Consider the following 19,052-nt stretch of genomic DNA (forward strand, 5'->3'; position numbering starts at 1 on the left):
TGGCCGTTTAATAAACTGAAAGACCACTCCTTTTGTTTAAAAAAAGGAGTGGTCAAATATCCGTTATTTCAATATAGGCATTTGTAGATAGCTGGCATATTTACCTCCGGTATGCAGAATATGTATGCCTTTGTTGTTGGTGATACAGCCTGGAGTTCCCGGCATTACCGACCCGATTTCATCTTTACTGCTGATCATCACCCGCAGGGTGTCGCCGGCATAATAAACCATTCCGATAGGACTGAGCACGATATCCAATTCTATAATCTCTCCTTCTGAGAGTTTTTCTATACGATCAAAACCATATGCCGGAACCTGATCAGTAGAATAGGTCTATATTTCAGTAAAAGTAGGGACAAACAACTTTTAATGAAATACACAGTCTGTGTTTGGATTAAGACTGACCCAGAAAATCCCTATCCCTGAAAAAGAAATATATGCATACTTGGAATGAAGTACTGTGAATTCTCTGTCTGAAACCTTACTCACAAATTCTAATGTAATTATTGTTAACTCTTATTCGTTAAATAGGATATAAACGTTAAGACTCATGAAATCGGCTTATCTATATCTTCGCGTAAGTACGGATGAACAGAAAAGAAAAGGATACTCTTTGCCTGAACAGGAAGATAGATTACTGAAATATTGTGAAGGTAATGGTATCAAGGTGAAAGGAATTTATAGGGAGGACTTTTCCGCTAAAAACTTTATTAGGCCGGAATGGAAGAAACTCATTTCGGAAATTAAAAAGAATAAGGAGAGGGGAGAAAACAACATATTATTTGTGAAATGGGACCGGTTCAGTCGAAACATTCAGTACGCTTATGAAACGATAGGTTTTTTACGGAAGTACAACACCAATGCCATGGCGATAGACCAGCCTGTTGATCTTGGAATTCCGGAAAGCTCAGTCATGTTAGCAGTATATCTTGCCATTCCAGAAGCTGAGAATACCAGGCGTGCGCTCAATACTGCAAATGGTATGCGTAGGGCTAAGCTTATGGGCCGTTATCCCAATAAGGCCCCAGTAGGATTTGTGAACCTCACCTCGATTGAAGGTCGTAAGTTTATAGCCCCAAAATGGCCTGAAGCTGGTATTATTCAGTGGATATTTAAGCAACTTTCAAAGAATCTCTATAGCCCATCTGAGGTTCGTAGGATGGCCTTGGCTAAAGGTTTTAATTGTACTCGTTCATATTTTTTTAAAATCATTCGCAATCCTGTTTATTGCGGGCTCATTACTTTATCAACCAAATCTGGTGAATCAGAACTTGTGGAAGGTAACCATGAGGCTCTGGTCAATAAGTCATTATTTTATGAAGTTCAGGATATTATCAATTCCAAAAGAAAAGTGTGCGCAAAAAATACGGCGGTGAAGGAAATGTTCTATTTAAGGAGCTTTATGACTTGTCCGCTTTGTGGACACATAATTCTTGGTAGTTTTTCCCGGGGAGCGAGGTCTAGATATCCATATTATCATTGTCGAAATAGGTGTGCAACTAGGGTAAGTGCAAGGCTTGTCAACCTCAAATATGAAAATAACCTACAACATTATGTACTTTCTAAAGGGGCGATTGCCCTCTACAATAAAATCTTGGAGGAAGTGAATCTCGATTCAATTATTCAAGAATATTCAAATGAAAGAGCTAGTTTGCTTAGACAACTTTCGAGCCAACAGAAATCATTATCCAAGGCTCGTAGTCTTTTTGTTGAAGATATATTGAAACTTGATGACTACAACGAATTCAAGGGAGAAGTTCTTGAGCGTACTAACTGTCTGAAAAAAGAGATAGCTAAAAATATGGATATGGTTGATAATATTTGCCAGCAACGGGAACATAGCAGTAAACGTTCAATACAGCTTTTTAAAGGTTATTCAAGCTTTGATATTGCTGACAAGAAACAGTTAGCCACACTTATCCCGCCGCAGGGAATTGATTTTACTTCAGGAAATCTTTCCATACAATTGCCAGATGCCCTCAAAAAAATCTTAGTTCATACTACAATTAAAGCTTAAAGCTATGATGATTTTAGATAGAAAAATCTCTGATGATGAGGCTGTTTTACTTTTGGGAAAGGATGGTATTGTTGTTTCTAGATCTGAGGCGCATATAATACTTGATTTCCTTTACCTAATGGCAAAAAACAATCCGATTGGTAATGATGCTGAAAAATCAATTATCCCTAAGGAGAAATCGAACTCCTCGAAAGGGCAATAGAAACAATATCTAAGTGTTTTTTGAATCAATTCTAAAAAGGGTATAAGTAATTTCAAACTTAAAATCGAACACTAATTTCTGGCGTGTTAAATTGTTGTGCAACAGATTTTTAGAGGCATAAAAAAAGGAGGCAACAAGAATGTGTTGTCTCCTTAAGTGCTCCCGACGAGATTCGAACTCATATCGATGGTACCGGAAACCATAATTCTATCCATTGAACTACGGGAGCAAGGCTGCAAATATAGGATTTGAAAACTTATTTTTTTGGCATTTTGAATAAAAAAAACACTTATTCTTTCCTCCTGAATAAATATCGACAATCCAATTTGCATGTCGCATTCCCTGGTTAATCTTTCCTTTTAGCCGATTTGCCTTGCAATCAGGATGTACCGAAATATCCACTTTAGGCGGAATTGCATAAAAAGTGTATTCTCCAAAGGGATTCCCACTACAGGATTCTCAATAATCTGGTAAAAGTGGGGGGAAAATCATATTCTACAAATGATAAACCAAGCAAAGTATTTACCCAATTATCAATTAACAGACTTGTTTAATGGCAATAAAAAGTAGAAAGTTGTTCCCTTGCCTGGCTCGCTCATCAGTCCGATTTTTCCATTATGTCGTTGAATAATTTCTGCACAGAGGTACAAACCAATCCCAAAACCAGGTACGGTTGACGATTCTGCGCTACCCACTCGGTAAAATCGCTCAAATAGCCTTTCCCTGTCCTGTATTTTTATTCCTGAGCCTTCATCCCTAACGCTTACCCTAGCAAAACAATCCTGTGTATCACAACTGATTCCTATTTTGCTACCCTGGGGCGAATATTTAACCGCATTACTCAACAAGTTTGAAATTACCGAAATAATCTTATCACGGTCTACCTGTACAATTATCGGATCGAAGGGCACAATATGGATTTGGTGGGTAGTAGAAATCATCTTAAGGTCTTCAACTACTTCATCTATGATCTCCTTCAGGTTAACATCTTCAGGTTCGATACTGATTTTACCAGCTTCAAGCCGCGATACATCCAGAAAACCATTTATAAGTTTACTCATTTTGCCGATTTGCATATCAGCCTTTAGCAGGGCATTCACCGCAAAATCATCAGCGTTAATTTTTGCTTTATGGTTAAGGATCTGGATATAGCCTTTAAGTGAGGTCAGTGGTGTTTTCAGCTCATGGCTAACCATGCCGATAAAATCGTTTTTCCTGAGTTCGTCTGTTTTCTGTTCTGTAATATCCAACACACTGCCGATAAAACGAAAGGGCTTTCCAGCATCGTCGAAATAAGCTTTCCCTTTTGCACGTACCCACCTTACCTTTCCGTCTGCTACACTAACAGTCCGGTACTCTACATCATAGTCACCATCAGTTTTCGATTTATCAAAAACATCATCGATAATATTTAATATCCTGTTCCGGTCTTCAGCATGCAGGCCATTGATGAAATCTCTTTCATAGGAGACATCTCCCGTGTGGCTGATACCAAACAGCTCCCTGCAGCGGTCATCCCATTCCATTGTTCCTTTAATCAGGTCCATATCAAAGGTTCCCAGCTGGGCGGCAATCTTAGATAGCCTGGATTGATCAAGCGTAAGCTCAAGCCTGTGGTGGGCATCCCTCAACTGCTTTAATGCATTACGCTCCTTAGTAATATCCTGTAAGGTTCCGCTAAAACGCACAATTTCTCTTTCCGGATTAAAAATAGCTTTACCTACAGCCCTTACCAGTCTGGGTTCAGGTTTTAATGGATTTATGATCGTATATTCAATATCATACCCACTGGCACCAAATGTCATTGCCTGCTCTATCTCAGTGATCACCCGATCGCGATCCTGGGCAATAATTACATCGGTAGCCTTAGCGAGTTCTATTTCTGCACCTGCTTCAAGTCCGAACCAGCTTTTGAGCCTTTCGTTGCCAATAAAGCGGTTTGTGTTTGGATCAAGGTCCCATGTACCCAGGTTTGCCGCATTGATTGCAAATTCCAGCTCCTGTTTTGCAGTAGATACATCACGAAGGGCCGTAACCTGTTTTGTGGTTTCAGTACAGGTAACCAATACGCCGGCTATTTCTCCCAGTTCACCAAGCAGTTTGCTGTAGCTAAAAGTCCAGTATACATCCTCAAGCCTGTTGTTGCGGTAAATAGGGATTAGCTGATCTTCGCTCCACGTACTCTCACCACCTGCCAGAACCTGGTCGATAAGCGGCTTTATCACTGGCCAGATTTCCTGCCAGCAATCTTCTCCGCGCTGACCTAAAGCTGCAGGATGTTTCCCCTCGTTGCCCAAACTCGGTCTGTAAGCATCGTTATAGAACTGGATCAGCTCATCTCCCCACCAGATAAACATAGGAAACCTGGAATTTAGGACAATACTTATCGTAGTAAGTAAGCTCGATGGCCATCCCTCAGGAGAACCAAGTGAGGTATCCTTCCAGTTAAAGTTTCTGGTTAGTTTGCCCATTTCGCCACCGCCATCAAGATATTGAAGGTAATTATTGATCATTCAAAGTATATAGCTATCACAGTTGATTTTTAAAATTAGATATAAAATATCGAAAATGCCTTTATCGGTTTTAAAAAAGGATATAAATACTTAAAATAAAAACCTGCCTTAATGGGGGATAATATGATGTTAAATCAGCCTCGCCCATAAACAGATGTTTTTTATGTTATAAAATGATTAAATCATTCCCTTAAACCTTCACACCTGAAGGGTTTAAGCTCTTGTATTTTTAAAATAGGCTTTTTAGTGTTCGAATTTTAGAGGATGCGGCTGGCTTTTTAAGAAATAAAAATGCACCTTTGCGAACCGTTAATAGAGGTTTAGCATGTAATAAATTAATTTTTGTGTATGGAAGAAATGGTTGTGGAAGAAATTCAGAAACTACTTGAAAAAGAAAATGATAAAGCCTTAAAGCAATATCTCGATCAACTGAACATTTCGGATGTTGAAGAACTGATCGATGAACTTCCACAATATGCAGCCAGATTTATCGAAACCCTCTCCCTCAACAGGGCTGTAAACGTATTCAGAATCCTGGATTTTCCAACCCAGGAACGTATTATTAAAAAACTTTCGGGCAATAAACTCAATCAGATTATTAAAGATCTGCCTCCTGATGACCGTACCGCACTTTTTAGTGAGTTAAAGGGCGATGTGGTAAAAAAAATGATTACCCTTTTACCGCCCGAAGAACGTAAAGAATCACTTGCACTTTTAGGTTATAAAGAAGACAGTATCGGCCGTTTAATGACGCCCGATTACATTGCTGTAAAACCCGAATGGTCTATTACACATGTTTTGGCACATATCAGGCGTTACGGAAAAAATTCAGAAACCATCGATGTGGTTTATGTAATTGATAAAGATGGCGTATTGTTGGATGATATCCGGATCCGGGAGGTGTTATTGGCCGATCCCGAAGCAATTATCGGTGAACTTACGGACAAACGTTTTATTGCCCTGAAAGCCAACGATCCGCAGGAAGATGCCATTAATATCTTCAGGATGAATAACCGTGTGGCCTTACCTGTAGTGGATGAAAATAATATTTTGTTGGGAATTGTTACCGTAGATGATATTTTATGGATTGCAAATGAAGAATATACTGAAGATATGCACAAAATCGGGGGTACTGAAGCCCTGGATGAGCCTTATCTCGATATTCCCATCCTAAAACTCGTAAAAAAACGCGCAGGCTGGTTAATTGTACTGTTTTTAGGCGAAATGTTAACCGCAACCGCCATGCAGCATTTCGAAATTGAACTCGAAAAAGCGGTCGTTTTATCGCTTTTCATCCCCTTAATTATGAGCAGTGGTGGCAATAGTGGTTCGCAGGCTTCCACATTAATTATTCAGGCCATGGCTCTGGGCGAAGTTACCATAGCCGAGTGGTGGCGTGTTATGCGCCGGGAGTTGGTATCGGGTGCATTGCTTGGCATTATTTTAGGTACAATCGGTTTTATCCGCATCGTAACCTGGCAAGAGTTACACCTTTATAATTATGGCCCGCATTGGTTTTTAATTGCCGCAACCATATTTTTTACCCTGGTTGGCATTGTATTATGGGGTAGTTTAATTGGCTCTATGATGCCCATTATTTTGAAAAAACTCAAACTCGACCCGGCAACCTCTTCAGCGCCTTTTGTGGCTACTATGGTTGATGTAACCGGGATTGTAATCTATTTTAGTGTTGCCGTATTAATTTTAAAAGGCGTTTTACTTTAAAACAAAATCATGCAAAAGAAAATTACCACGCTTTTTACCGATATCGGCGGCGTTTTACTAACCAATGGCTGGGATAGACAGGCAAGGGGAGAGGCGGCTGTACTTTTTAACCTCGATTCAGTTGACCTGGAAGAACGCCACCACCTTACCTTCGATACTTACGAAGTGGGTAAACTAACCCTTGATGAGTATTTAGAACGCATCGTTTTCTTCGAAGAACGTAGTTTTAGCTATGATGATTTTAAAGAATTTATGTTCAAAAAATCACTTCCTTATCCCGAAATGATTCAACTAATCTGCCAACTTAAAAAGAAATATAACCTAAAAGTAGCCGTAATCAGCAACGAAGGGAGAGAATTGAACCAATACCGCATCAATACCTTCAAACTGAACGAATTTGTCGATTTCTTTGTCTCATCCAGTTTTGTGCATTTCCGTAAGCCCGATGCCGATATTTTTAAAGTAGCAATTGATATTTCGCAAAGCGATGTAGAAACCAGTTTATATATCGATGATAGAATGTTGTTTGTACAGGTTGCCGAAGGTTTGGGTTTAAAGGGTATCCATCATACCGGTTACGAAGATACCAAAATGCAACTGGCTGCTTATGGGCTGGAGGTCTAAATAGATAAATCGTCATTGCGGGGAAGTACGAAGAAGCAATCTTACTACTGTGGGTTGTATAGGCCCGAATTGCCCATCGCATTAAGCATTTAGATTACTTCTAGCCTAGAATGTTAAAATATAACTTTGTATTTGAAAAGCAATTGCAGGAGCTGTTTTTAAAGCTTGCTCCCGCTTTCTGTTCAAGGCCTGATGAAGAATCAGCCGCTTTCACGGTCAATCGGGTTTAGGAGGCAAATCAGTTGTTATTATTACAAGTGAACGCCCTACTTAATTATCTGTGTTTATCCGTTTAAATCTGTGGTTAATTAAGCGCGCTAATGCGCTTAGACTCCGCTCAGCGTCACAATCGAATATATCTGTATTTTCTGTATTTCCGTGGTACAAAATCTTAAACGAAAAAAGCCATTCTTTCGAATGGCTCAATATCATCTATGCTGTAAAAAGCTCCTTTAGGGGTTTGGGGTCTAATTAAACATTAAACCTGAAGTGCATAATGTCGCCATCTTCCACTACATAAGTTTTTCCCTCTACACCAAGCTTTCCTGCATCTTTACACGCATTTTCAGACCCTAAGGTTACGAAATCATTGTATTTAATTACCTCAGCACGGATAAAACCTTTTTCAAAATCAGTGTGGATTACACCAGCAGCCTGTGGGGCTGTAAAACCTTTTGTAATCGTCCAGCCTCTAACTTCCTGCACGCCCGCAGTGAAATATGTGTAAAGGTTTAATAATTTATAAGCCGCACGGATCAATTTATTTACGCCCGATTCAGTTAAGCCTAAATCAGCCAAAAACTCCTGACGCTCCTCGTAGCTTTCCAGCTCAGCAATTTCTGATTCAATTTTAGCAGAAATGACTAAAACCTCAGCATTTTCATCAGCAACATTTGCCTTTACCAGATCTACGTATTTATTGCCGTTAATTACCGATGCTTCATCAACATTACAAACGTACATTACCGGTTTTTGGGTAAGTAAACCTAAATCTTCTATAAAATCAAAATCATCTTGTGCTAAGGCTGCCGTGCGAATCGATTTACCAGCTTCTAAGTGAGCTTTAACTGCAGTTAAAATTTCATAAGTGCGTTTCGCATCCTTATCGCCACCGGTTTTAGCCATTTTCTCTACCTTTTGGATGCGTTTATCAACCGTATCCAAATCTTTAAGCTGTAACTCCGTATCAATAATTTCACGATCGCGGATGGGGTCAACAGAACCATCTACGTGGATTACATTTCCGTCGTCAAAACAACGTAAAACGTGGATGATGGCGTTTGTAGCACGGATGTTTCCTAAAAACTGGTTTCCAAGGCCTTCACCTTTCGATGCACCTTTTACCAATCCAGCAATATCTACAATCTCTATTGTATTGGGTTGCACTTTGTTTGGCTTAACCAATTCTGCAAGTTTGGTTAAACGATCATCAGGTACTGTAATTACGCCAACATTGGGCTCAATTGTACAAAAGGGAAAGTTTGCTGCCTGCGCTTTTGCATTTGATAAACAGTTAAAAAGAGTCGATTTTCCAACATTTGGTAAACCTACTATACCACATTGTAATGCCATTATTTTTTAGTCTTTATTTCTCTATTCAGTAATTTTGAGTTTTAGTTTGATGGCTCATGGCCAATCATCTCACATCTCAATTTCCGCGCAAAGATAAGCTTTTAAAACCTTTATTTAAACCCTTGCTATTGTATCAAATCGATATTTTATCTATGTTTAGCCGAAAATACAGATACATAAATGGAAGATTTTGAAAAGGAAGTACCTCAGGAAGTAAAATTAGTAGTAACCGAAGAAATGCGGAGCTATTTTTACGACATGAGTAAATGGGCCAGGTTTTTATCGGTTGTAGGGTTTGTGGTTTCGGCGTTTTTAACCTTGGGCTCGTTTGGGATAGGGGCAGCCATAAGTGCCAATCCGGCCATGCTCAGTCAATTGGGGCCATTGGGAGCTATTGGTGCTACAGGCTTTACCATATTTTACTTGTTTTTGGCATTGCTCTTTTTTTATCCGAGTTTGCTGCTGCTGCGTTTTTCGGCCAAAGCAAAACAGGGGATTTTGTTCGGCGACCAGGAAAATTTCAGTGATTCCATTTCCCATGTAAAATCGCTCTTTAAATTTTGGGGAGTGCTTACCATTATACTTATAGCCAGTTATTTCCTGTTGCTATTGGCAGTACTTGCCAGCGGAGGCATAAAATAAAATATTACCGCGTACAAAAAAGCCTTCTGATTATTAAAAATTAGAAGGCTTTTTTATTGAAATTATATTACTTAAAAAGTAAAATCGTCGTTTGATCTGGTGCTATGTTCTCCATTTTCAGAATATTCATAACGCTTTTCAACCACATCCTGATGGGTTTTGATGTAATCAACAGTTTCGTTTAATCCTTCTGCAAATTTTTCAAAATCTTCTTTGTATAAAAAGATTTTATGTTTTACAAACACACCGTCTTCTAATCTTTTCTTGCTCTCGGTAACTGTTAAATAATAATCACCCGATCTAGTAGCCTTCACGTCGAAGAAATAAGTTCTCTTACCTGCTCTTACTTTCTTTGAAAAAACTTCTTCTCTTTCCTTGTTGTCGAATTCTCCCATGGTTGGTATTGATGTTGGTTTTTGGTTTCGGTAAATATAAAGCAAATATTTAAAGTTCAAAATACAATTTTAATACAATTTAAATCGTTCGTGTTTCCTCCTCCAAAAGCTGGTTATTATAAAGCTCCGTATAACTGCCATTTAAACTAAGTAATTCATTGTGTGTGCCTTGTTCGATGATTTTTCCATTATCGAGCACTAAAATCTTATCCGCATTTTTAATGGTAGAAATCCGGTGGGCAATTAAAATACTTGTTTTTCCGGCCATGATTTTGCCCAGGTTTTGTAAGATTTCCTCCTCCGTTTTGGTGTCAACAGCCGAAAGACAGTCGTCAAAAATCAAAATCTTAGGCGATTTAATCAAAGCCCTTGCTATAGAAACCCGTTGTTTTTGTCCTCCTGATAAGGTTATACCACGTTCACCAAGCATCGTTTCGAACTTTTCTTCAAAGTCGATAATGTTGGTGTACACCGAGGCATTTTTCGCTGCAGTATAGACTTCTTCATCTGTAACAGCATCTAAACCAAAGGCAATGTTGTTTTTTATCGTGTCAGAAAATAAGAAAACTTCCTGTGGTACAAAACCAATCTGTCCGCGGTAATCTTTAAGATTTAGTGCCTTAATATTCTTTCCATCAATATCAATAGCGCCATTTTCTACGTCATACATCCGCATAATCAGGTTGGCCAATGTCGATTTCCCCGATCCGGTTTTTCCGATAATCGCCACAAATTCGCCGCTGTTGATCTCAAAACTGACATCTTTTAAAGCTTCAATACCCGTATCCGGATAAGTAAAACTTACCTGATCAAATTTGATATTACCTGATAAAGGTCTACCTTCAGTCTCTTTTGATTGGATATCTGAAGGGATATCCAAAAATTCATTGATCCTTTTTTGTGAAGCTGCTGCCCGCTGGATCAACGAAGTAACCCAGCCCAGCATGGTAACCGGAAAGGTTAACTGATTGATGTAAATGATAAATTCGGCAATGTTCCCTGCGGTAATGCTGCCGTTCATCACCTGGATACCACCTATATATATGGTTAAAATGGTACTCAGGCCAATCAATAACAGCATAGTAGGGTAAAACAGGGCCGATACTTTAACCAAACTCATCGAGTCTTTTTTGTACTCATTGCTCTGTATTTCGAACATGTTCCGTGTATAATCTTCACGTACATACGATTTTATAATCCTGATTCCAGAGAAACGCTCCTGTACAAAACTGGATAGATCTGATAAACGTTCCTGGATTTTTCCGCTTTTCTTAAAGATAAGCGTATTTACATAATAAATAATCACCACTAAAAAGGGGAGAGGTAGTAAACAGTAAATAGCCAGTTTTGAGTTTACATCAAACATCGACCAAATAATAAGTACCGAAAGCACAAAAGTATTGATGGTATACATAATGGCCGGGCCCACATACATCCTTACCCGATTCACATCTTCTGTGGCACGGTTCATTAAATCGCCAGTATTATTCCGGCGATAAAAGCCCAGGCTTAGCTCCTGATAATGCTGATAGATATCATTTTTCATATCAAACTCAATATGCCGCGACATTAAAATGATCGTTTGCCGCATAAAGAATAAGAATAAACCCCTCAATAAGTAAAGGGCAATAACCAACAGACCGAAATACAAAAGGTTGCTGCTAAAAATATCATAAATAATGGCCTGGCGATCGAAACCATGAAAAAGGTTAAAAATCTGGATGTTTTCAGTGATCAGATCTACCGCATAGCCAATAACCTGTGCAGGTACAACACCAAAAATGTTAGAAATCACCACGAAAATACTTCCTGGGATAATCCACCATTTGTATTTGAGAAAGTATTTGTTTAATCGGCTCAGATGTTTCATGTTGTACAAACTTAGATATTTTTGTTATTTCATGTAGCATATTTATCCATTCGGGCTTAAGCTTTAGAAATTAATGACACTTTCAGATGTAAAAGGGAAGATGCAGGGTAATTGCTAACATATTTCAGATGGCTTAGGTGGTCGATTATTATTTTGAAAAGCAAGGTTCGGTACTTTTAGGTTATACCAGTCCTGCTATCGCTTCAAGTCCTCGCTACGCTGCGGGCTTTTCGCTTTATCAGGTTTATTTAACATAAACCTGTGGTTTTAAGATCAGGCTGAGTATGTTTTTCTTTAAAATGATACTTTTTTAAACATATAACTTTAATCACTTAATCCTGTCCTGCACCTTGGTTCGTGTCTCCACAAACCAACATTTCACTATTTTTTTTCAAAAGAATGCTTTTTTAACCTTATTAATTTAGCCCTGGGCTGAATTAATTTTGTTATAGTTTAGTTAAATACGTGTAATAATGGTTTTTTATTTTAATTTTGCAGCAGGTTAGCCGAACGTCCAATATGCCAGCAAATTCTCCGTCAGATTCATCAATTTTAGATCAATTAAGTGCCTATGGGCACAAAAAGTTGGTTTTTTGTAATGATCCAGATACAGGTTTAAAAGCAATTATTGCTATACATGATACCACTTTAGGTCCTGCTTTAGGCGGAACCAGGATGTGGAGCTATTCTACCGAGGCCGAAGCTTTAGAAGATGCCCTTCGTTTATCACGCGGAATGACCTATAAAGCCGCCATCACCGGTTTAAACCTGGGCGGTGGAAAAGGCGTAATCATTGGCGATTCCAGAAAAGATAAAACAGAAACTTTAATGCGCAGCTACGGCAGGTTTATTAAAAACCTCAATGGCGAATTCATTACGGCCGAAGAAATGGGTACCAATACGCGCGATATGGAATATATCCGCATGGAAACCAGCCACGTTACTGGTGTTCCCGAATCAATTGGTGGTGCAGGTAATCCTGCTCCTTTTACAGCTCAGGGTGTTTATTTAGGTATTAAAGCAAGCGTTAAAGAAGTTTTTGGTACCGATATGCTTGCCGGCAGAACAATTGTGGTGCAAGGTATTGGTAATGTTGGAGAGCACCTGGTAGCTTTGTTAAGAAAAGAAAATGCCGAGGTACTCATTAGCGATATTAACCAGGAGCAGCTAACTTACGTTGCACGTAAATATAAAGCAAAACCGATCGAAGCAGATAAAATTTTTACTATCGATGCCGATGTTTATGCCCCATGTGCCATGGGTGCGACTGTAAACAACAAAACCATCGAGAAAATGAAATTTGCAATTATTGCAGGTTCCGCAAACAATCAGCTAAAAGATGAGTTTTTAGATAGCGAATTGCTTTTGAAAAAAGGAATTTTATTTGCCCCTGATTATTTAATTAATGCTGGCGGATTGATTGCCTGCTACTCTGAATTAACTGGTTTTGGTAAAAAACGTACCGTACAGCTTACTGAAAATATTTATGATGCTACCCGCAGTGTAATTAAATTGAGTAAAGCTGAAAACATTTCAACAAATATTGCTGCAAACCGTATTGCTGAAAAACGGATTGCAGATGTTAAAAAAATTAAATCGTCATATTAAATCATAATTATTAAAACAGGTTTTAAAAAACCGCACTCGTTCTTACATTCATGTTAAACAGAAGGCACTTAAGGATCAAAGCTTTGCAAAACATTTTTGCATGGCACATGGCAGACAAAAAAGACATTAAAGGTGACTTGAAAACCTTAATGCAAAGTATCGACAGTGTGTACGAAATGTACATCTGGATGCTCTCTTTAATGGTAGAAGTTACCGAATTTACTGCCAACGACGCGGCCGAACGCGCAAACAAATTCATTAAAACAGCAGAGGATATCAATCCTAACATGAAATTGCTACACAATAAGTTTAGCATTTTACTGCAGCAGAACCCGGAATACGTTTCTGCGATTAAAAAATACAAGGTAGATTGGGGTTTCGATCCTGAAATCCGTAAAACCGTGTATAACTCGTTAAAAGCTTCAAAAGAATATGCCGATTACCTTGCAGATCCAAATGAAAGTTTAGAATCCTCAAAAGACATTATCAAATACATTTTCAGGAAAATCATCTTAAAAAACCAGGCTATTTTGCAGGTTTTTGAAGAAAAATTTATCAACTGGCAGGTAGATCACGAAGTAATGAAAGGAATGGTAGCCAAAACCCTGAAAAACTTTACTTTCGATGATCCTTTCAAAAACAAACTGACCGAAATTAGTGCTGATTGGGTAGAGGATAGCAAATTTGTACAGGATCTTTTTGTGCATACTTTACAAAATGATGCCAAATACCAGGAAATGATTGCCGATAGAACAAAAAACTGGGAATCGGAGCGTATTGCCCTTATGGATACCATTTTGATGAAAATGGCCATCTGTGAGTTGTTAAACTTTCCATCTATTCCGGTTAAAGTTACCATCAACGAATATTTAGAGTTATCAAAAGATTACAGTACACCGAAGAGTAATTCATTTATAAACGGTATTTTGGACAAAATTTTAGGCGATCTTAAGAAAAACAATACCATTAAAAAGATTGGCCGTGGATTAATCGAAGATTAAAAATGAAAAGAACATTTATCTTGGCTATTGCTGCACTTTCATTTGCTGCTTGCCGTAATGCAAATAATCAGACCTCAGAAAGTAAATCAACAGTTTCTGTAGGTAACGATACTTCAAAAACAGCAAAAGTTGCCCCGGCAGATGCGCCCGTTATTGTTTTCGAACGCGATATTTTCGATTTTGGTAAAATTGAGCAGGGTGAAAAAGTAAAACACGATTTCAAACTGAAGAATACAGGTAGAAGCCCGCTGATTGTTTCAAATGCAACAGCAACATGTGGTTGTACCGTTCCTCAAGTACCAGGCGAGCCCATTTTACCGGGTAAAACGGGTATCATCAGCGTAGTTTTTAACAGCGAAGGCAAAATGGGTATGCAAGATAAAGTAGTAACCATTACATCAAATGCAAACCCAACGGTAGCCACCGTTCATTTGGTAGGAGAGGTACTTGCTAAAAAATAATTTAGCTGATTATTGATCGCACTAAGATACAGATCATCAGCTATTCATAACACAAACAAAAAAATATAAAATGACATCAACAGTAATTTTACAGGCAGCAGGAGGATTTGATCCAAGACAATTAATCATGTTTGGAGCAATTGCATTAGTTTTCTACTTTTTTATGATCCGCCCTCAGCTTAAAAAAGCTAAAGACCATAAAAAACTGATCAGCGAGTTGAAAAAAGGAGATAAAATTGTAACTACAGCAGGTATTCACGGTCGCATTGCCGATTTAAATGATACCACTTTTTTAATCGAGGTTGAAGGTGGTGTAAAAATCCGTTTCGATAAATCGGCAGTTTCCTTAGATGCAACAAAAGCAACAACAGCTCCAGCAACTAAAGCTTAGTTTTTAATAAAAAGCAATAAAATGCCACCTCTATCGGGTGGCATTTTTGTTTAGCGCTGTGTCAGGTTGATGTTAATATTATATTTAACCCTCACCGGGATACCATGTTGTTGTCCGGGAATCCATTTAGGACATTCGTTTAAAACCCTTACGGCTTCTTCCTGTGTGCCATAACCCAGGCTATTTTTAAACTCATAATCTGTTAATCTGCCATCTCTTTCTACAACGAAAGTAATGTACAATTTTCCACTTACGCGATTTCGTTGTGCCTCAGAAGGGAATTTATAATTTCTGCTTAAATACTTATAAAACTCAGCTATTCCCCCTTTAAATTCGGGTTGTTGCTCCATTTTATCATACTGGATTTGCTTTCCATCTTCAAATGTGCTTATTCCTGACTTAAAAACACCGTTTTCGAAAACTTCCTCATAAGTAGCTTTATTTCCTGTTCCTTTCCAGGTTCCATCTTTATAACCATTGTGGTAGTTTCCTTCTTCACCCTGTCCTTTTTTATCAAATTTTTTATAGAAACCATTGCCATCTTTGATAAACTGATTGCCTAAAGAGTCTATTCCTGTAAGCCACTTTCTTTTCCTGTCATCCGGGCCATCGTATTGAAAAATATTTTCTAGCTTACCGTTGTTATGATAATAAAAACATTCACCCGTTAGTGTCCCATTTTTGAAATTTTCTTTGGCAGTCAAAATCCCTTGTTTGTTAAAACTTTGTTTTAGGCCTTCATAAACAAGCTTAGGTTCAAATTTAGAAACGTTACCAATTGTTTTTTCAGTATTATCCGGGTAAAATTCCAGTAAATGGTAGAGCGAAACAGTATCTGTTTCCTGGATCACCCGCCGGTAATCGTAATTATTTTTGTTTTCGGTTACCATGCCTTTTTTAAAATAGGAAACCTGAGTTGCTTTTTGTGCAAAGGCATAATTAAAAACGGTTAAGGCAATGAGCGTTAAAATATATTTTTTCATGTCATGTTTTATCTACTACGAATGTAGTTATCTGTAAGCATTCTAACGAAATTATGATGTTAATTTATCATTAAACAGATTAGTTTTTTGAGCAGCTATTTAGTTTTGTTACATTTGACGTTATTGCTGTAGAGAACTAAGTTTTTATTATGCCCTTCATCAGATTAACGAAGATTGAAAAAAGACGTGTATTTAGCTTATTGGCCTGTTTGCTGCTGGCTGTTGCTGCATGGCTTTTTATGGCGTTGAATAACAAATATATTTATGTAGCAAAAACGGTACTGGTGTTTAAAAATACGCCTACCAAAAGGGCATTTTACCCCCTGCAATCAGATACGATAGATTTACAGGTGGAAGGTACAGGATGGCAATTATTATTTGCAAGATTAAGGATTAGTCCGCCATCCGTTTCTGTAAACTTAAGCCAGCTCAATACAAAAGATTTTATTGTTTTTTCCGATCAGTTGTTCAATATCAACAGGCAGCTGGAAAGTACACAAAAAGTAATTTCGGTTAAACCCGATACCTTATATTTCGATTTTACCAAACGCGTGGTAAAAAAGGTTCCGGTTAAACTGATTGATAAGCTCAGCTTTATAAAACAATATGGCATCTCGAGTGAGATTATCCTTAATCCAAAATATGTTAAAGTTGCAGGACCTACAGAAGAACTGGCTAAAATTAAGTTTTGGCCTACAGATACTTTAAAGCTGGATAAAATACAAAGTAGTAGTAACACCAGAGTGGCTTTACAGCACAGTATTCATAAAAATGTAAGCATCTATCCTTCATCTGTAGAAGTTCGGCTGCCTGTTGATGAGTTTACAGAGAAAACCATCGAAGTACCTTTAAAAGTAATCAACAATAGAAATTATAACAGTATAAAACTCTACCCTAAAAAGATAAAAGTTTCATTTTTGGTTGCATTAAGTAATTACGATCAGGTAGATGAGAGTTTTATTACCGCCATTGTTGATGTAGACGAATGGCAAAATTTAAAGCACCGCCAGTTTACAGTCAAGATTACAGAGTTTCCTGATTATTGTAAGCTGGTAAAAGTGGTGCCATCCAAAATTGATTTCATAGTAGAAAAATAATGTATAAAGTAGGTATAACCGGAGGAATAGGCAGTGGTAAAACAACTGCCTGCAAGGTTTTTGAAGTATTGGGAATTCCTGTTTTTTATGCAGATACCGTGGCAAAAGAAATCATGACTAAGGATGCTTTATTGATAGAAGGGGTTAAAACTGCTTTTGGTAATGAAAGTTACTTCGAAGATGGTAAATTGAATAATAAACATATCGCGGGTATAGTTTTTAATAATGAAAAAGCACTTGCACAGTTAAATGCTTTGGTTCATCCGGCAGTTTTCAGGGCTTTTGATGCCTGGGAAGCTACTATTCCTTCAACTGTGCCTTATACCTTAAAAGAAGCTGCAATATTGTTCGAAAGCGGGTCGTATAAAATGTGCGATACTACCATTTTGGTTACAGCGCCGTACGATGTTAAAATAAAGCGTTTAATGCAGCGCGATGGTGTTACAGAAGCACAGATAAAAGCCCGTATGGATAAACAGCTTAGCGATGAGCAAAAAGGTAAATTAGCTGATCATTTTATTGTTAATGACGAAGAGCAATCCATTATTGAACAGGTTTTAGCTTTACACAAGCACTTTTTACAAATAGCTGAGGAGTTGAAAAGGTTTGAATGTTGAAATGTTGAAAGGTTTGAATGTTGAAATGTTATTATTAAATCCAGTTTATGAAAATTAAATCCTGCCATATCCCTAAATCCTCAAAATCCTGATCATGATTTTAGAAGATTTTATTACCATTACCCCTACGGGCCTGTATTGTGCTTACGGCGATTTTTACCTTGATCCGCAACAGCCCGTTAATGAAGCTGTGGTTTCGCATGCACATGGCGATCATGCCATTGGCGGAAGCCAGAATGTGTATTGTACAGCAGCCACTGCGGCTTTTATGAAACACCGTTACCGTAAATTTGCCGCGGTCGATTTTTTTACAAAAAAATACCACGAAGCTTTTAAAATAAAGGATGTAACCATTACTTTTTATTCAGCAGGACATATTTTAGGATCTGCACAGGTTTTAATGGAATATAAAGGCGTTAAATACCTTTATACTGGCGATTATAAAATAGAACCTGATGCTACTTGTGAAGCTTTTGAATTTGTTGAGGCTGATGTATTGATTACCGAAAGTACCTTTGCCGATCCTGAAACTAAACACCCCTCTCCGGTTGATGAAATCAAAAAACTGAACGAAACCAATGCCAATATCATGCTTGGTGCTTACGCCCTGGGCAAAAGTCAGCGGATTATTCAACTGTTAAACGAATATTGCCCAACGCGCAATATTATGGTACATTTCAGTATAGTGCCTTTTGTTAAAATATATGAAGATTATGGTGTGAAGTTGGGAAATTACAAAATGTACGACCGGAAAGTGATGAAAAATAATCACGAAAATCAGGTTTATATTGTTCCGCCAATGGTTTTTCATAGCTATCATAAAGCAATAAATGTGGTAAGAGCTTTTGCTTCTGGCTGGAAAAACCTCCAACAGCAAAATGGAATATCACTCTATATTTCTGATCATGCTGATTGGGATGCCATTTTAGAAACCATTGAAAAAGTAAAACCAAAACAGGTATGGACTTTGCATGGTGATGGCAAACAGCTTAAAGATTATTTTAAAGATAAACTCGAAGTTAAAATACTGAATTAGTAAAGGAGAGAAGGATTGAATGATAGATAGAAAAATACGATAAGACATTCACTCATTCTCTAATTCAATCATTCAAAACTAACTATGAAAGAAGGTGAAGATTTTTATTTTAACGAAGATGGATTGATGGTGTTTACCGAAGCTTACCACTTAAAACGCGGTTATTGCTGTAAAAATAAGTGCAAACACTGCCCCTGGGGTTATGGGAAGAAGAAAGAGAAAAAGTAATTTAGTTGGCAGTTAATAAATGGCAGTTTCAGTTCGTAATTGCAATAGTATTTAGTTTTGAACCCAAAAT

The 19,052-nt window shown here is 37.9% G+C and carries 19 protein-coding genes and 1 tRNA gene; 13 read left to right on the forward strand and 7 right to left on the reverse strand.

All coding sequences use genetic code 11. The features are described from left to right. Positions 1–63 precede the first annotated feature (63 nt). Positions 64–291, reverse strand: coding sequence for a CocE/NonD family hydrolase C-terminal non-catalytic domain-containing protein (locus R2R28_RS01580; RefSeq protein ID WP_316824178.1), 228 nt, complete (start codon positions 289–291; stop codon positions 64–66). Between the two features lie 259 nt (positions 292–550). Here R2R28_RS01580 and R2R28_RS01585 point away from each other — a divergent pair, with 259 nt between their 5' ends. After that, complete coding sequence (locus R2R28_RS01585; protein ID WP_316823952.1) at positions 551–2,017, forward strand: recombinase family protein; 1,467 nt, start codon at positions 551–553, stop codon at positions 2,015–2,017. 4 nt (positions 2,018–2,021) lie between these two features. Beyond that, positions 2,022–2,219: a hypothetical protein gene (locus R2R28_RS01590; RefSeq protein ID WP_316823953.1), complete on the forward strand. Its 198-nt coding sequence runs from the start codon at positions 2,022–2,024 to the stop codon at positions 2,217–2,219. A gap of 157 nt (positions 2,220–2,376) precedes the next feature. Here the strand turns inward: R2R28_RS01590 and R2R28_RS01595 are convergent. Together R2R28_RS01595 and R2R28_RS01600 are read right to left on the reverse strand one after the other, a co-directional pair. Further along, positions 2,377–2,448: transfer RNA gene (locus R2R28_RS01595), tRNA-Arg, on the reverse strand. Positions 2,449–2,752: 304 nt separating this feature from the next. Beyond that, a complete protein-coding gene (locus R2R28_RS01600; RefSeq protein WP_316823954.1) occupies positions 2,753–4,732 on the reverse strand; it encodes an ATP-binding protein in 1,980 nt (659 codons plus the stop codon). Between the two features lie 348 nt (positions 4,733–5,080). On the opposite strand from R2R28_RS01600, the gene mgtE reads away from it, so the two are divergent. Next, positions 5,081–6,457: a magnesium transporter gene (mgtE, locus tag R2R28_RS01605; protein WP_316823955.1), complete on the forward strand. Its 1,377-nt coding sequence runs from the start codon at positions 5,081–5,083 to the stop codon at positions 6,455–6,457. Positions 6,458–6,466: 9 nt separating this feature from the next. Continuing rightward, on the forward strand, positions 6,467–7,081 hold the full coding sequence (locus R2R28_RS01610) for an HAD hydrolase-like protein (RefSeq protein WP_316823956.1): 615 nt from the start codon (positions 6,467–6,469) through the stop codon (positions 7,079–7,081). Positions 7,082–7,552: 471 nt separating this feature from the next. Here R2R28_RS01610 and ychF read toward each other — a convergent pair whose 3' ends face one another. Further along, positions 7,553–8,653 carry a redox-regulated ATPase YchF gene (gene ychF, locus R2R28_RS01615; protein WP_316823957.1) on the reverse strand — a complete coding sequence of 367 codons (1,101 nt, stop codon included), beginning with the start codon at positions 8,651–8,653 and terminating at the stop codon, positions 7,553–7,555. A gap of 180 nt (positions 8,654–8,833) precedes the next feature. Here ychF and R2R28_RS01620 point away from each other — a divergent pair, with 180 nt between their 5' ends. After that, positions 8,834–9,295, forward strand: coding sequence for a hypothetical protein (locus R2R28_RS01620; protein WP_316823958.1), 462 nt, complete (start codon positions 8,834–8,836; stop codon positions 9,293–9,295). Between the two features lie 71 nt (positions 9,296–9,366). Here the strand turns inward: R2R28_RS01620 and R2R28_RS01625 are convergent, their stop codons facing one another. Further along, positions 9,367–9,690 (reverse strand): DUF3276 family protein, encoded by a 324-nt coding sequence (locus R2R28_RS01625; RefSeq protein ID WP_316823959.1) that lies wholly within the window; start codon positions 9,688–9,690, stop codon positions 9,367–9,369. Positions 9,691–9,769: 79 nt separating this feature from the next. Continuing rightward, positions 9,770–11,560 carry an ABC transporter ATP-binding protein gene (locus R2R28_RS01630; protein ID WP_316823960.1) on the reverse strand — a complete coding sequence of 597 codons (1,791 nt, stop codon included), beginning with the start codon at positions 11,558–11,560 and terminating at the stop codon, positions 9,770–9,772. A gap of 519 nt (positions 11,561–12,079) precedes the next feature. Between R2R28_RS01630 and R2R28_RS01635 the strand changes: the two genes are divergently transcribed. The 4 genes from R2R28_RS01635 to yajC all read left to right on the forward strand — a co-directional run bounded on the left by R2R28_RS01635 (position 12,080) and on the right by yajC (position 15,021). Next, entirely contained in the window at positions 12,080–13,168 is a 1,089-nt protein-coding gene (locus R2R28_RS01635; RefSeq protein WP_316823961.1) for a Glu/Leu/Phe/Val dehydrogenase, read from the forward strand. Positions 13,169–13,218: 50 nt separating this feature from the next. Further along, entirely contained in the window at positions 13,219–14,169 is a 951-nt protein-coding gene (nusB, locus tag R2R28_RS01640; protein WP_316823962.1) for a transcription antitermination factor NusB, read from the forward strand. 2 nt (positions 14,170–14,171) lie between these two features. Further along, the gene (locus tag R2R28_RS01645; RefSeq protein WP_316823963.1) at positions 14,172–14,630 is read left to right on the forward strand and encodes a DUF1573 domain-containing protein; all 459 of its coding nucleotides are present in this window, start codon (positions 14,172–14,174) and stop codon (positions 14,628–14,630) included. 70 nt (positions 14,631–14,700) lie between these two features. Further along, the gene (gene yajC, locus R2R28_RS01650) at positions 14,701–15,021 is read left to right on the forward strand and encodes a preprotein translocase subunit YajC (protein ID WP_316823964.1); all 321 of its coding nucleotides are present in this window, start codon (positions 14,701–14,703) and stop codon (positions 15,019–15,021) included. A gap of 50 nt (positions 15,022–15,071) precedes the next feature. On the opposite strand, the gene R2R28_RS01655 is transcribed toward yajC, so the two are convergent. Further along, positions 15,072–16,004, reverse strand: coding sequence for an energy transducer TonB (locus R2R28_RS01655; RefSeq protein ID WP_316823965.1), 933 nt, complete (start codon positions 16,002–16,004; stop codon positions 15,072–15,074). Between the two features lie 149 nt (positions 16,005–16,153). Between R2R28_RS01655 and R2R28_RS01660 the strand changes: the two genes are divergently transcribed. From R2R28_RS01660 to R2R28_RS01675, 4 genes are all read left to right on the forward strand, one after another. Further along, positions 16,154–17,101 carry a YbbR-like domain-containing protein gene (locus tag R2R28_RS01660; protein ID WP_316823966.1) on the forward strand — a complete coding sequence of 316 codons (948 nt, stop codon included), beginning with the start codon at positions 16,154–16,156 and terminating at the stop codon, positions 17,099–17,101. Then, positions 17,101–17,718, forward strand: coding sequence for a dephospho-CoA kinase (gene coaE, locus R2R28_RS01665; protein WP_316823967.1), 618 nt, complete (start codon positions 17,101–17,103; stop codon positions 17,716–17,718). Before R2R28_RS01660 ends, coaE begins: the two co-directional genes overlap by 1 nt. 94 nt (positions 17,719–17,812) lie before the next feature. After that, on the forward strand, positions 17,813–18,754 hold the full coding sequence (locus R2R28_RS01670; protein WP_316823968.1) for an MBL fold metallo-hydrolase: 942 nt from the start codon (positions 17,813–17,815) through the stop codon (positions 18,752–18,754). 84 nt (positions 18,755–18,838) lie between these two features. Next, positions 18,839–18,982 carry a DUF5522 domain-containing protein gene (locus tag R2R28_RS01675; RefSeq protein WP_162799929.1) on the forward strand — a complete coding sequence of 48 codons (144 nt, stop codon included), beginning with the start codon at positions 18,839–18,841 and terminating at the stop codon, positions 18,980–18,982. The last annotated feature ends 70 nt before the right edge of the window (positions 18,983–19,052 follow it).

The organism is Pedobacter miscanthi, from assembly GCF_032678605.1.
In the GTDB taxonomy this organism is placed as follows: Bacteria; Bacteroidota; Bacteroidia; order Sphingobacteriales; family Sphingobacteriaceae; genus Pedobacter; species Pedobacter miscanthi_A.